Source organism: Oleidesulfovibrio sp. (assembly GCF_047973035.1).
Taxonomy (GTDB): domain Bacteria; phylum Desulfobacterota; class Desulfovibrionia; order Desulfovibrionales; family Desulfovibrionaceae; genus Oleidesulfovibrio.
Genome location: NZ_JBKEBF010000037.1, coordinates 144,562 through 156,543, shown reverse-complemented (window position 1 = coordinate 156,543; position 11,982 = coordinate 144,562). Strand labels below are relative to the sequence as shown.

At 52.8% G+C, this 11,982-nt stretch carries 14 protein-coding genes; 7 read left to right on the top strand and 7 right to left on the bottom strand.

Annotated features, from left to right (window positions below; all coding sequences use genetic code 11):
• Nucleotides 1–112: 112 nt before the first annotated feature.
• From ACK5LI_RS12945 to ACK5LI_RS12930, 4 genes are all read left to right on the top strand, one after another.
• Nucleotides 113–739 (top strand): acyltransferase, encoded by a 627-nt coding sequence (locus ACK5LI_RS12945; protein ID WP_416950000.1) that lies wholly within the window; start codon nt 113–115, stop codon nt 737–739.
• Between the two features lie 18 nt (nt 740–757).
• Nucleotides 758–2,761 (top strand): hypothetical protein, encoded by a 2,004-nt coding sequence (locus ACK5LI_RS12940; RefSeq protein WP_416949998.1) that lies wholly within the window; start codon nt 758–760, stop codon nt 2,759–2,761.
• A gap of 114 nt (nt 2,762–2,875) precedes the next feature.
• The gene (locus ACK5LI_RS12935; protein WP_416949996.1) at nt 2,876–3,265 is read left to right on the top strand and encodes a Fur family transcriptional regulator; all 390 of its coding nucleotides are present in this window, start codon (nt 2,876–2,878) and stop codon (nt 3,263–3,265) included.
• 111 nt (nt 3,266–3,376) lie between these two features.
• Nucleotides 3,377–3,601, top strand: a complete 225-nt coding sequence (locus ACK5LI_RS12930; RefSeq protein ID WP_416949994.1) for a rubredoxin — start codon at nt 3,377–3,379, stop codon at nt 3,599–3,601.
• A 175-nt stretch (nt 3,602–3,776) separates the two neighbouring features.
• On the opposite strand, the gene ACK5LI_RS12925 is transcribed toward ACK5LI_RS12930, so the two are convergent.
• From ACK5LI_RS12925 to potA, 4 genes are read right to left on the bottom strand one after another with little or no spacing between them, the layout of a single operon-like run.
• The gene (locus ACK5LI_RS12925) at nt 3,777–4,823 is read right to left on the bottom strand and encodes an ABC transporter substrate-binding protein (protein WP_416949992.1); all 1,047 of its coding nucleotides are present in this window, start codon (nt 4,821–4,823) and stop codon (nt 3,777–3,779) included.
• Entirely contained in the window at nt 4,820–5,593 is a 774-nt protein-coding gene (gene potC / locus ACK5LI_RS12920; protein WP_416949990.1) for a spermidine/putrescine ABC transporter permease PotC, read from the bottom strand. Before potC ends, ACK5LI_RS12925 begins: the two co-directional genes overlap by 4 nt.
• A complete protein-coding gene (gene potB / locus ACK5LI_RS12915; RefSeq protein WP_416949988.1) occupies nt 5,593–6,468 on the bottom strand; it encodes a spermidine/putrescine ABC transporter permease PotB in 876 nt (291 codons plus the stop codon). The genes potC and potB overlap by 1 nt, the downstream gene beginning before the upstream one ends.
• On the bottom strand, nt 6,455–7,573 hold the full coding sequence (gene potA, locus ACK5LI_RS12910; protein ID WP_416949986.1) for a spermidine/putrescine ABC transporter ATP-binding protein PotA: 1,119 nt from the start codon (nt 7,571–7,573) through the stop codon (nt 6,455–6,457). The genes potB and potA overlap by 14 nt, the downstream gene beginning before the upstream one ends.
• Before the next feature lie 752 nt (nt 7,574–8,325).
• Here potA and ACK5LI_RS12905 point away from each other — a divergent pair.
• Genes ACK5LI_RS12905 through ACK5LI_RS12895 form a run of 3 tightly spaced genes read left to right on the top strand, consistent with a single transcriptional unit; the run spans nt 8,326 to nt 9,164 of the window.
• Complete coding sequence (locus tag ACK5LI_RS12905; protein ID WP_416949984.1) at nt 8,326–8,772, top strand: flavodoxin; 447 nt, start codon at nt 8,326–8,328, stop codon at nt 8,770–8,772.
• A 28-nt stretch (nt 8,773–8,800) separates the two neighbouring features.
• Complete coding sequence (locus tag ACK5LI_RS12900; protein ID WP_416949982.1) at nt 8,801–9,013, top strand: hypothetical protein; 213 nt, start codon at nt 8,801–8,803, stop codon at nt 9,011–9,013.
• Nucleotides 8,994–9,164, top strand: a complete 171-nt coding sequence (locus tag ACK5LI_RS12895; RefSeq protein WP_416949980.1) for a hypothetical protein — start codon at nt 8,994–8,996, stop codon at nt 9,162–9,164. The genes ACK5LI_RS12900 and ACK5LI_RS12895 overlap by 20 nt, the downstream gene beginning before the upstream one ends.
• Nucleotides 9,165–9,342: 178 nt before the next feature.
• Here the strand turns inward: ACK5LI_RS12895 and ACK5LI_RS12890 are convergent, their stop codons facing one another.
• From ACK5LI_RS12890 to ACK5LI_RS12880, 3 genes are all read right to left on the bottom strand, one after another.
• Complete coding sequence (locus ACK5LI_RS12890) at nt 9,343–10,077, bottom strand: amino acid ABC transporter ATP-binding protein (RefSeq protein ID WP_416949977.1); 735 nt, start codon at nt 10,075–10,077, stop codon at nt 9,343–9,345.
• A gap of 18 nt (nt 10,078–10,095) precedes the next feature.
• Nucleotides 10,096–10,767 carry an amino acid ABC transporter permease gene (locus ACK5LI_RS12885; protein ID WP_416949975.1) on the bottom strand — a complete coding sequence of 224 codons (672 nt, stop codon included), beginning with the start codon at nt 10,765–10,767 and terminating at the stop codon, nt 10,096–10,098.
• Nucleotides 10,768–10,896: 129 nt separating this feature from the next.
• On the bottom strand, nt 10,897–11,640 hold the full coding sequence (locus ACK5LI_RS12880) for a glutamine ABC transporter substrate-binding protein (RefSeq protein WP_416949973.1): 744 nt from the start codon (nt 11,638–11,640) through the stop codon (nt 10,897–10,899).
• Nucleotides 11,641–11,982 lie beyond the last annotated feature (342 nt).

Genomic DNA, 11,982 nt, shown 5'->3' with positions numbered 1-11,982 from the left:
AAGGCATACGCTGCGATGCTGCCAATAGCTGGCGTTAACCTTAAGGCTTCGGAAGCAACCGCCTATCAGGCACCTTCCGGAAACCTTCCGACAACTCTATGCAGGTGTCTTTATGAATATGATGCTTGAGATGCTGTTTGGTGAAGCATTGTGGCGCATCTGGAGCAAGCTGGTTGTTGCCATGCTGCGTTTATATGGCGTGCAGGTGGGAAATGGGTTTTTCATAAAAGGCCACCTGCTGCTGAAGCTGCGGGGAAAGCGCAAAAACATCATCATAGGCGATAATGTCAGCGTTTTCGGCGAGCTTGATCTGCGAAACAGAGAAAACGGGACGATCATCCTGTGTGACAGCGTGGTGGTGGACGGACCGTGCAGACTGGTAGCCGCCCGTGAGGCCGTGGTGGAAATCGGAGAAGGAAGCGCGCTTACTCCGTATCTGCTGCTGAATGCCGGAGCGGATGTGCGCATCGGCAAAGGTACTATTATCGGCCCGCGCGCCAGCATCAACGCCAGCGAACATGTGTTCCAGCGCAACACTCCGGTCCGGCAGTCCGGCTATGAGCATAAAGCTATCACCATTGGAAATGACTGCTGGCTGGCGGCAAATGTATCTGTAGTGAAAGGGGTAACCATAGCTGACGGCAGCGTGGTGGGCGCCAATGCAGTGGTCACAAAGGATACAGTCCCGTACTCTGTTAATGCCGGTGTACCTGCACGGCAGATAGGCGAGCGCCGATAGGCACAGGCGAGGGATGCTATGGGCGATGTAATTCATATAATCGATTCCTGCTCCGCCGCCGCGGCAATGCGGCATGAAGTGGGCGAGCAGGTGCACCGCGGGCATGTATATTCCACTCACTGGTCTGTTGTAGATTATCTGTCTGCCCATGACATCAAGTGCATTGATATTTCTTCATATACAAATGATGCGGACCTGCGCGGCCTTATGCTGGGCACATGTGACGACCTGAAGGCTATTCTGGCCCCGCTGGACAAGGCTGTTGCGCCTGAAATCTGCCGTCTGGCAGGTATCCCTGCCATGCCGCTTTTCGACATTATCTACCGCTATCACGGGCACTATAACCTGACGGGACTTCGCCTTTTCTCTCACTGGTTAGAGTCGGAACTGGTTAAACACGACGTGGTCACCGTGCATTACTGGCACACTCGTGAAGCGGCAGACCACCCCATTTTTTCTTTTTCGCGCATTTTACAGCAGGCAACGTCGCGGCACAGCGCAGGGTTGATTGACCATGTCGTCTCGCAACGAAGCACAGTTGCCGAACGCTGGTATAAGCGCATCCGCAGGCTGGCTCTTGCCCCGCGCCGGACGCTGCAACGGCTGGCTTCTTACAGAGAAGTGCATAAAAAAGCAGTCCTTGGCGAAGGCGCCACGCTTGCAGTGATCTTTGAGCCGGAAAAAAGGCTGCCTGAATTACTGGAACAAAGCGTTGATGAAATTTTGCTCTGGCCACGCAGCGGTGTGCGGGAAGTGGAAGGTGTGCCCGCGATCAGTACTTCGCGCTGGGCGCAGGCAGCACATGTAGCCCGCAGCGCCAAAGCAGAGAGTGCAGCCCCTCACAACACAAACGCAAAGGCCAGTACCACACCTGTTCAGTCCGAACAGGCTGAACACGTTGATCAAGCCGATCGGGCTGACCAAGCTGCTATGGCTGATCAGGCTGGCACCGCAATGCCCCATGCAGAAGATGAGACAGCACCCCTGCACATGGCAGCAACCAACACTCTGCAGGCAGTGGCCCTATCCGGCATCTATGAGCCAGATGCCGATGTTGTGCGGAATCTGGTATTGGATGATTTTGCCGGTCGCGCCAGAGAACTGCTGGAGCCTGCCGTCTATATGCAGCAGGTACACCGCCGGCATCCCGTAACGATAGGAGTGTGGTCAGTACCTTTGATAGGCACCCCTTCACGTCTGGCGGCTGAGGTGCTGATGCAATGCGGAGTGCCTGTTGCAGGGTTGCAGCATGGTGGCTGCTACCTGTCGCAGCATCTGGGTGAAAAGCATTTTCTGACAGACTTTACAGCCTGCACGCGTTTTATCAGTTACGCAGCCGACCAGCAGACTTTTGAAGAAGCATACAGCGAAGAAGAAAGAGTGGCCTATGGCGGTGAACGTGGGCCCTGCGCGGTTCTGCGGGGCGGCAATATCGACCATGTGTCGCCGCTGATTGGCACACAGCCCGTGGATATTGTTTTTCCCGTAACAAACGCCGTTGACCTTTTCTGGACGTGTCGCACCGGAGCAGACAGGCTGGCACGGGCGCAGGTGGACATTATGCAGGCCATCGACTCTCGTGTCGACCTGACCAGTATTGTCAAGCCGTTCCCGCATGCGTCACGGGACAGCATAGCCGTGTCCGAAGCGATGGAAGCCCTGACACACAGCTCTGTAGTTCAGATGGGCTGGCGTGATTTTCTGGAGCGCTACAAACCTTTGCTTGCAGTTATTGAGTTTCCTTCAACTCCTCTGTATGAAGCACTGGCTTACGATATAGATATTTTTCTGCTGGCGGACACCACGGCTCCGTTTACCCCTCATGCACTGAACTTATTGGAGAAACGTGTACATATTTTTTACTCTGCAGAGGAGCTTGTTGCAGCGGTTATGCGCTATACGCCAGAGCAATCCGGCTCTTTGCGGGACAATGCCTTTTATAATGCATATGTAAATACTGAAGCAGCACTAAAAAATATTACCGTTCATCTCTCTGAAATAATTGCATCTCGTTTAAAATAGGCACAATATCCTTTCTGGCTGCCGTTTTTCAGGTAGTTACTTTCACACTAATAATTGACATCCAAACTATTCCGGTTTAGGAATGGTTATCATTAATTGATGATGGAGGCTTTCATGGCTGCACAGACACGTATGACAAGGCAACGCAAGGTGATTCTTGACGAGTTGCGCAAGGTGACAAGCCACCCTACGGCGGATGAGATATACGAAATGGTACGTCCTATTCTGCCGCGCATCAGTCTGGGCACCGTGTACCGCAATCTGGATCTGCTTGCAGAGACAGGTGAAATTCTGCGTCTGGAACACGCAGGTGCGCAGAAGCGCTTTGACGGCAACACCATGCCTCACCAGCACGTACGCTGCACCAAGTGCGGCCGCGTTGGTGACGTAATGTCGCCGCTCGAAGTTCCCGCTTTCAATCAACTGGATGTGCCGGGCTTTACCGTTTCGGCTGCACGGGTTGAATTTGAAGGCATCTGCGACGATTGCATGACCAGCAACTAGCGGATTCGCGGTACAGACATGCTTAAGCACAACGGGTGAGGGGGCGTTATGCCCCCTCGCACAGCCTGTGCCTCTTAAACTTTGGCCTGGGCCTGCAAAGGAGGTGACCGTATGGCAACCCCTGAAGAAATGTGGCGCTGCCAAACAGTGAACTGCGGGTATGTATATGACCCCGACCGCGGAGATCGTAAGGGAAAAATTCCCAAAGGAACCCGCTTTGAAGACCTTCCGGAAGCGTGGAGGTGTCCGGTGTGCGGAGGCAGCAAAAAATGCTTCCGTCCCCTTGCCGGCCCCGGCTCGGTAGAGGCTACCCACTGCGAGCTGGAAACAGAATAAACTGCGATTCCGGTCTTCTCGCTCTGTAAATTTATTATGTAAGGCCCGACAGGTAGTACTTGCCGGGCCTTATTATCTCCTGCCCCTGCGCTCTGAAAAAGATGCAGGTGACACGCAACAAAACAGCCCGCCGGAATACTCCGGCGGGCTGTTGTTTTTACGTTCGCTTTGCTGGCTAGCTCTGCGTTTTAAGCATCTGCCAGTATCTTTCATAAATCTGCAGCGCCGGGCCTACTGCGTCGCAGAATTCACTCTCGCTCATATCCTTTTCAGAGGGAGAAACAGCGCGGCTGTTTTTCAGCCCTTCAGGCAGCAGGTGCCATGCACCCTTGTTCGGGGTGGAGTACAGGTACTCTTCAACAATCTGCTTGGCAATTTCAGGGCGCAGCAGGAAGTTGATAAAAGCATGAGCGTTGTCCTTGTTTTCTGCATTCTTGGGAATGCACAGGCTATCCAGCCACAAGGGAGCGCCTTCCTTGGGGTAAATATACTGCAGGTTAGGCATTTCCTGTGTAAGCACAGTGGCGTCGCCGTTCCACGACATACCGATAACCACTTCTTCGCTGGCAAAAGCCTGCTTGGTTGCGGTTACATCAAATACGCGTACGGACGGGTAAAGCTTTTTAAGAAACTCATAAGCGTCTTTGATTTCCGCCTCGTCACGGGTGTTTACAGAGTGCCCTGTGGCAAGCAGCGCCATGCCCATGGTGTCGCGCATATCGTCAGACAGAATGACCTTGCCCTTGAATTCAGGACGCAGCAGATCGTGCCAGCTGGTGATAGAAGCAGGATCGACACGGTCAGTGTTTACCAGAATGCTTGTCGAACCCCACATGTAGGGGATGGAATAGTCATTCTGCGGGTCAAAGGGCTGATTCAGTACGAACGGATCAAGCTGGTCGAAGTTGCTCAGCTTGCTGCGGTCAATCTTGGCCAGCAGCCCCTGCTCGCGCATCAGAGTTACAAAATACGTAGAAGGCACCACCACATCGTAGCCTTTGCCGTCAAGCAGCTTGAGCTTGGCAAACATCGCCTCGTTGGACTCGTAGGTGGTGTAGTTTACATTGATGCCGGTTTCTTCGGTAAACTGGGTCAGCAGATGCTGGGGAGTATATTCCGACCAGTTGTACACGTTGACGACTTTTTCATCCTGCGCAAAAGCCGCCTGCGCGGTAACCATGCACAGAAGGGCCGTCAGGATGACGGCGAAGAGCTTTTTCATGGGCGTCTCCTTGCCTTGCTAAGAGTGTGAGCCAACAGTACCAAAACGATGGTAAGACAGAATAACACCGCGCTCAGCGCGTTGATGTCGGGCTTTACGCCCAGACGAACCATTGAGTAGATGCGCAGGGGCAGAATATCAAAGCTCGGCCCCGTCACAAAAAAGCTGATGAGCACGTCATCCATGCTCAACGTAAAGCTAAGCAGCCAACCGGCCAGAACAGCAGGCATGATAAGCGGCAGAATAATATGCCGGAAGGCCTGTCCCTCACTGGCGCCAAGGTCTTTTGCCGCCGCCACCACATCTTCATCAAACTCGGCAAACCGGCCCAGCACCGTCACTGTGACAAAAGGCAGACACAGCGTGACATGCGCAATGAGCAACGTGGTAAAGCCAAGCTCAATATGAAAGAAGATAAAGAAGATAAGCAGCGAGATTCCCATGACAATGTCCGGCGACACAGTAAGCACATAGGTAAGCCCGTGCAGCACCTTGCGCCCCGTAAATCGGTAGCGGTGGATGCACAGGGCTGCCAGCGTGCCCAGAACGGTGGCGCAGGTGGCGGCAATGGTAGCCACCATCAGCGAGTTGCCGGCGGCGTCCATAAGCTGCTGGTTATTAAACAGCTGCTGATACCACTTCCAGGTAAAGCCTTTCCAGTCCGTGGTATACTTTGCATTGTTCACGGAATAGCCGATGACAATAAGGATGGGCAGGTACAAAAATGCATAGACCAGCCACAGGTACGAGCGGCGCACTATCTTTTTCATTACAGGCCCTCCCCGTACATTTCATCGTCATTATGCTGGGCACTGCGCTTTTTCGCCATGTAGTACAGCAGAATAAGCACAACAAGAATAAGCGTCATGACAATGCTTGCGGCAGAGCCGAGGGGCCAGTCCCGTGCAACAAGGAACTGGTTCTTAATAAAGCTGCCCATAACAAGCGTCTTGGAGCCGCCCAGAATTTCCGGCACATAAAAGCAGCCCAGAGCAGGCAGAAAAACAAGCATGCAGCCGGCAACGATACCCGGCATGGTAAGCGGCAGAGTAACGTTGAAGAATGTCTGTCTCGTGGTCGCCCCAAGGTCGCGTGCAGCATCAAGCAGCCGCATATCCAGCTTTTCGATGGAAGCGAACAGCGGCAGAATCATAAAAGGCAGCGAGGTATAGGCAAAACCAGCGACCACGGCAATTTCGCTGTACATCAATGAAATGGGTGCATCAATGAGCCCCAAAGCCATCAGAACCTTGCTCAGCACTCCGTTGGATTTCAGAATGATGATCATCGCATAGGTACGGATCAGCGAGTTGGTCCAGAAGGGGATAATGACGAGCAGCAGCAGCCACGGACGCATATGCTCACGCGCTGTAGCCAGCAAAAAAGCAAACGGGTAGCCCAGCAGCAGACAGATAAACGTGGTGATGCCTGCAAGGCGGAAAGACTCCACGAATATTTTGACGAAGATGGGGTCAAACAGCCTTGCAAAGTTATCCAGCGTAAGAACAGGGGCAACAAAAGTGCCGGAGTCGCGCGTCAGAAAAGACGCCGCCACCAGCATAAGGTGCGGAACCAGCGCAAACAGGCCGAGCCACAGCGTCACCGTGGTGATGCTGAAGCGGCGGAAGAATTTACTCCCCTTCATCTCCCAGCACTACCTCCCAGCCGTTTACCCAGGTGACGGCAACGCGTTCGCCCGGAGTGTAGTTGATCTCTTCATCGTCCTCGTTAAAGAACTCGGCCACCATCAGCTGCTTGCCTTCACGCCCGTCGATTCCGTCAAGACGTACCACGATGTCCACCGTGGCTCCTTTATAGACTGTTTCTTCAATGGCCCCTGTAAAGTAGGCGCCTTCGGGCTTGTTGCTCATCATATGCAGACGGATATCTTCAGGCCGCAGCAGCACCTTGATACGATCGCCTAATTCAAACTGCTTTTTTGTCTGTACAAGCGAAGAAGTACCTTCCAGTTCGGCTTCGTACAGAACACCGTTACGACGGCCCGTAACAACTCCGTCCAGAATGTTGATATCACCCACAAAGCGGGCCACATACAGGTTTGCAGGCTCTTCGTAGATTTCCTGCGGGGTGCCTATCTGCTCAATGCGGCCATCGTTCATGACTACAACACGGTCGGACATTGCAAAAGCTTCTTCCTGATCATGCGTGACAAAAACAAAAGTGATGCCAAGCTGGCGTTGCAGGTGTTTGATTTCAAGCTGCATTTTCTTGCGCAGCTTAAAATCCAGCGCACTGAAAGGCTCGTCCAGAAGCAGCACATAAGGATTGTTTACTACGGCACGGGCAATGGCCACACGTTGCTGCTGCCCGCCGGAAAGCCTGTCGGGCTTGCGGCTGCCGAACTGCTCAAGGTGAACCATGCGCAACGCTTCACGCACCCTCTTGGCGATTTCGTCTTTGGGCCGTTTTTGCATTTTCAACCCGAACCCGACGTTGTCGCGCACAGTCATATGCGGAAAAAGAGCATAGTTCTGAAAAACAGTGTTTACCTGACGTTGTTCAGGCGGCACGGTGTTCACAACTTTACCGTCCAGCAGCACGTCGCCGGATGTAGGAGTTTCAAACCCTGACAGCAAACGCAGAATAGTCGTCTTGCCGCACCCCGATGGGCCCAGCAGGGTTAGAAATTCACCGTTTTTGATCTGCAGATCTATGTTTTCAAGCGCGATGGTGTCTTCAAATTGCTTAGACACCCCGCGAAGCTCGAATATATAATCTCGTTCAGCCATCGTCGCACCTCCGATAAATCATGATGCCAACCCGTAAATGACGGGCCGGTACGCGCGGCCAGTGCAGGACGCATCCTGCGATGGTACTCAATTTTATCTATTTGGGAAAATAAGGACAGAAACTGCCCGTGGAGCGCTACGCCCGGGCAACAAGGGGCCGGTATTTATGCGGAAGAACTGACGGAACTCTTTCCATCAGAAAAACCGCAGCCCGGCGTTCGGGCATCGCCGGCGTAATGGACGCGGTGCAGCGCGTGATAAGAGGGGGCGCTGCTATGGTGATGGAGGGTATTCATTATCCCGCCGCTCCCTTGCGATGATCTGTGCCATACGGCACTGTTGCAATACGCAACGCGGGTTTTTTGCCACGAACTGAACGAGTTCACAAGGAAAAAAAGCACTGCAAGCTATACGAAAAAGGCTTTGAAAGCGAACTTTCTGTCACCCGTGCATAACTTCCTGTACAAAGTCTGAAAAATTTTCGCTGCCAATCATTGACAATGAATTTCATTTTCACGTAAAGCGTATTCATCAAAACGAGGACGACACGCATACCCCTTATGAAACGCATGCTCCTTACCAGACCGGCGGCGCGCAGGGTGCCCGAACTTACAGGCTCCGTGGCACAACATACAGCCTGTGATGCCCTGCGTGCGCTGCCGGCGCACAACAATTATAGCTCCTGCGCCTACAACTACTGTATGCAGCCTCCGATTGGCGGAGGCGGAAAACAGTAACATGAGGTTTGCGAGATGGCTAAAGTTCTTATCGTATACGGTTCCACCACCGGAAATACAGAAACAACCGCCGGAATCATCGGCGATGATCTTAAAGGCGCCGGTCACGACGTTGTCGTGGAAGACGTTACCTCTGTAACTGCAGACGGCTTGTGTAAAGGATACGACGCGGTGCTTTTCGGCTGCTCCACATGGGGTGAAGACGAAATCGAATTGCAGGACGATTTTATCGACCTTTACGACGAACTGGACAAAGCAGGCCTTGAAGGCATCAGTGTGGGCTGCTTCGGCTGCGGCGACTCCAGCTACCAGTGGTTCTGCGGGGCTGTAGACGCAATCGAGCAGCGTGCTAAGGAAAACGGCGCAAAAATTATGTGCGAATCGCTGAAGATCGACGGCGACCCGAACTCATGCCGCGACGAAATTACAGACTGGGCCGGCTCTGTAAAGGCCGTGCTCTAACATTTACTGACCACGTGCAGGAGGCATCATGCAACCAAAGTTAAGCATTCATTCCAGAGGAACAGCAAAAGGGTTTATGCGCAGTGTCCTGAGAGGGGTACTCACCGACGACACCCAGCATCTGGCCCGGGCGCTTGCCGAGCAGGAGAGTGAGGCAGGCTTGTGCGTAGATGCCTCTTTGCGCGACGGGGCACTTCCTGCCTCTCACGCCGGAGAGAAACATGGCACGTCAGGTAAATAAGCCAGCTCTCCGGCGTGGGACGAAGCGGGCCGGTAAAGATTTTGAAAAACGCTCCTTCGGTCGCAAGCAGGATAAAGAAGTGCGTGATATCAGTATCTGCCTTGGCACGGTGCTTTTGCTGGAACTTGTTCTGGCAAGCTTTGTAGGCTGAGCCAGCCGCCTTTGCCGTGCAGCTTTGCTCCGCATATTTTACTATAAAAGCTACAGGCATGCCGTATCGGGCTGCCAGACATAAGAAAAGGGCGCGTATGCGCCCTTTTTTGTATCTTGTTGCAGTCGAAAAAGCAGATTGAAAAACAAAGGCTCTTCCACCTGCGGTGACCTTTATTTTAGTGAGCCACCTTACCCAGAAACTCGCGCAGACGCGGATTTTTGGGGTTGCTGAAAAACTCGTTTGGCGGGCCTTCTTCCTGAATACGGCCCTGGTCAATAAAGATCACACGGTCTGCCACATCACGAGCAAAGCCCATTTCGTGAGTGACCACAACCATTGTCATCCCTTCGCTGGCAAGACGCTTCATAACGTCCAGCACTTCACCCACCAGTTCAGGGTCCAGGGCAGAGGTAGGCTCGTCAAAAAGGATAACCTTGGGCTGCATGGCAAGGGAACGGGCAATGGCTACACGCTGCTTCTGACCGCCGGAAAGTTGCTCAGGATACGTGTGCGCCTTGTCCGGCAGGCCAACTTTTTCCAGCAGCTTCTGCCCCAGAATTTCTGCCTCTTTCTTTGCAACCTTACGCACCTTGATAGGGCCGATGGTTACATTCTGCAGAACACTCAAATGAGGGAAAAGATTGAACTGCTGGAACACCATACCGGCTTCTGTGCGCACGTGGTTAATGTTGGTATCCTGTGCGTACAGGTCGTATCCATCTACCACAATGCTGCCGGAGGTAATTTCCTCAAGCCTGTTGATACAGCGCAGAGCAGTGGATTTGCCGGAGCCGGAAGGGCCGATGATAACGACAACCTCTCCCTGCTGCACGGTCAGATCAATGCCTTTAAGCACTTCTGTGCTGCCGTAGCTTTTATGCAGATCTTTGACTTCGATCATGGGTTTCATTTCAGTCTCCTTGCGGCGTTAGCGTTTGGTGCGAGCGTTAAGCTTGCGTTCGTACCAGCGCAGCACCTGCGAAAGCGTAAGCGTCATACACAGGTACATGATGGCAACGGTAAGCCACACTTCAAACGCACGAAAGTTGACTGCAATAATCTCCTGCCCCTGACGGGTCAGTTCGCCCACGCCGATAACCACAAGCAGAGACGTGTCTTTAAGGCTGATGATAAACTGGTTGCCCAGCGGCGGAATCATGCGCTTGAATGCCTGAGGCCAGATGATAAAGCACATGGTCTGCAAGTGGGTAAGGCCGATGGAACGGCCTGCTTCCATCTGCCCTGTGTTGATGGACTGGATGGAGCCACGGACAATTTCGGCTATATAAGCGCCGGAGTTGACAGCGATAGCGACAACACCTGCCGTTACGGGAGGAATGCGGATTCCCAGAACCAGCGGCAGGCCGAAATACAGAAACATCACCTGAACAATCAGAGGAGTGCCGCGGATGGTTTCAACATAGGAAACCGAAATTGCATTAAAAAGGCGGCTGCGCGAAATGCGTCCCAGACCGGTCACGGTGCCGATGATAAAGCCGAAGACAAGACCAAGCATCGTGATGATGATGGTGAGCTCGATACCGTCCCATAGCAGGGGGGCGGTCTCCAGCATCACTTCGGGTTTGAATTGAAAAGCCATATAACCTCTTGTTGTGCGCCCGTAACGAGTGTGCCGCAGCAGCAGGCCGGACAAGAAAACGGCATAGGGATGGCGCGCGCCATCCCTATGCTATTAATTCGGGCGGTTGTTATTAACTACCGGTCGGTATTACTTCTTTGCAGGAGCGTAACCAAACCACTTGATGTACAGTTTTTCGTAGGTGCCGTTTTCGCGCAGCTTCTTCAGCGCAGCGTCAACCTTCACCTTCAGATCGCTGCCTTTGGGGAAAGCTATACCGTAAGACTGACCCTGATACAAGGGACCGACAACCTTGGTCTGGTCTTTGCCGGCCTTCTGAGCAAAATCTTTTACAACGGGCATGTCGAAGATAACTGCATCGGCACCGCCGGAAAGCAGCTCAAGGAACATGGCGTCGTTGTTGGGGTACAGTTTAATGTTTTCTTTTTTCGCAAAGGTGGCGGCAAAGTCCGCGCTGGAAGTAGCCAGCTTGGTGGAAATGACTTTGTCCTTCAGGTCTTCAACGCTCTTGATGTCGTTGTTGTCGGCGCGAACAAGAATAACAAGGCCGGAATCGTAGTAGGGATCAGAGAAGTCTACAACTTCCTGACGCTCGGGCTTAATTGTGATACCGGCGATACCTGCGTCAAAAGTGGCGCTCTGCAGACCGGGGATGATTCCGTTGAAATCGTTGGGCTGGAAGGTGTAGTCAACACCGATCTCAGCAGCGATGGCTTTCCACAGTTCGATATCGAAGCCGGTGTATTCGCCGGTTTCGTCTTTGAACTCGAAGGGCTTGAAGTTAGTGTCGTGTGCAACAACGAGCTTTTGTGCCCATGCATTGGCGGAAAGAAGCATAACAAGAGCGAAAGCTGTCAAAAGAATGCGCTTCATAGTGAACCTCCTGGGTGGTGAGCCACGGTAACCGGGGCGTGAATGGCCGGACATGTGCAGATGACGCCGGCTGAATGTCGTGGGAAACTTCGACCGCGTATGACCGAAGCGGTATACAGTAGCGGTTCACCCCCTGAAAATCAAGTTTTAGCTGCAAGTGGCGGCTATTTTTATGAGAGATCTACATCGTAATCGTTACCGATCTCTAAAAAATAAGATGACGTTTTTATCTCCTGAGCCGTTCAAAAATGCGCATCATGGAGCAAATTTTTTGTTCAAAAACTAGCGTCCTGACGCTGCAAATTTATAATGCGCAACCTCCTCTCACTACCGTGACACTCT

What these genes read in the sequence shown, in the direction of transcription:
- ACK5LI_RS12945 (WP_416950000.1), top strand. Translation starts at nt 113, where the DNA reads ATGAATATGATGCTTGAGATGCTGTTTGGTGAAGCATTGTGGCGCATC.
- ACK5LI_RS12940 (WP_416949998.1), top strand. Translation starts at nt 758, where the DNA reads ATGGGCGATGTAATTCATATAATCGATTCCTGCTCCGCCGCCGCGGCA.
- ACK5LI_RS12935 (WP_416949996.1), top strand. Translation starts at nt 2,876, where the DNA reads ATGGCTGCACAGACACGTATGACAAGGCAACGCAAGGTGATTCTTGAC.
- ACK5LI_RS12930 (WP_416949994.1), top strand. Translation starts at nt 3,377, where the DNA reads ATGGCAACCCCTGAAGAAATGTGGCGCTGCCAAACAGTGAACTGCGGG.
- ACK5LI_RS12925 (WP_416949992.1), bottom strand. Translation starts at nt 4,823, where the DNA reads ATGAAAAAGCTCTTCGCCGTCATCCTGACGGCCCTTCTGTGCATGGTT.
- potC (WP_416949990.1), bottom strand. Translation starts at nt 5,593, where the DNA reads ATGAAAAAGATAGTGCGCCGCTCGTACCTGTGGCTGGTCTATGCATTT.
- potB (WP_416949988.1), bottom strand. Translation starts at nt 6,468, where the DNA reads ATGAAGGGGAGTAAATTCTTCCGCCGCTTCAGCATCACCACGGTGACG.
- potA (WP_416949986.1), bottom strand. Translation starts at nt 7,573, where the DNA reads ATGGCTGAACGAGATTATATATTCGAGCTTCGCGGGGTGTCTAAGCAA.
- ACK5LI_RS12905 (WP_416949984.1), top strand. Translation starts at nt 8,326, where the DNA reads ATGGCTAAAGTTCTTATCGTATACGGTTCCACCACCGGAAATACAGAA.
- ACK5LI_RS12900 (WP_416949982.1), top strand. Translation starts at nt 8,801, where the DNA reads ATGCAACCAAAGTTAAGCATTCATTCCAGAGGAACAGCAAAAGGGTTT.
- ACK5LI_RS12895 (WP_416949980.1), top strand. Translation starts at nt 8,994, where the DNA reads ATGGCACGTCAGGTAAATAAGCCAGCTCTCCGGCGTGGGACGAAGCGG.
- ACK5LI_RS12890 (WP_416949977.1), bottom strand. Translation starts at nt 10,077, where the DNA reads ATGAAACCCATGATCGAAGTCAAAGATCTGCATAAAAGCTACGGCAGC.
- ACK5LI_RS12885 (WP_416949975.1), bottom strand. Translation starts at nt 10,767, where the DNA reads ATGGCTTTTCAATTCAAACCCGAAGTGATGCTGGAGACCGCCCCCCTG.
- ACK5LI_RS12880 (WP_416949973.1), bottom strand. Translation starts at nt 11,640, where the DNA reads ATGAAGCGCATTCTTTTGACAGCTTTCGCTCTTGTTATGCTTCTTTCC.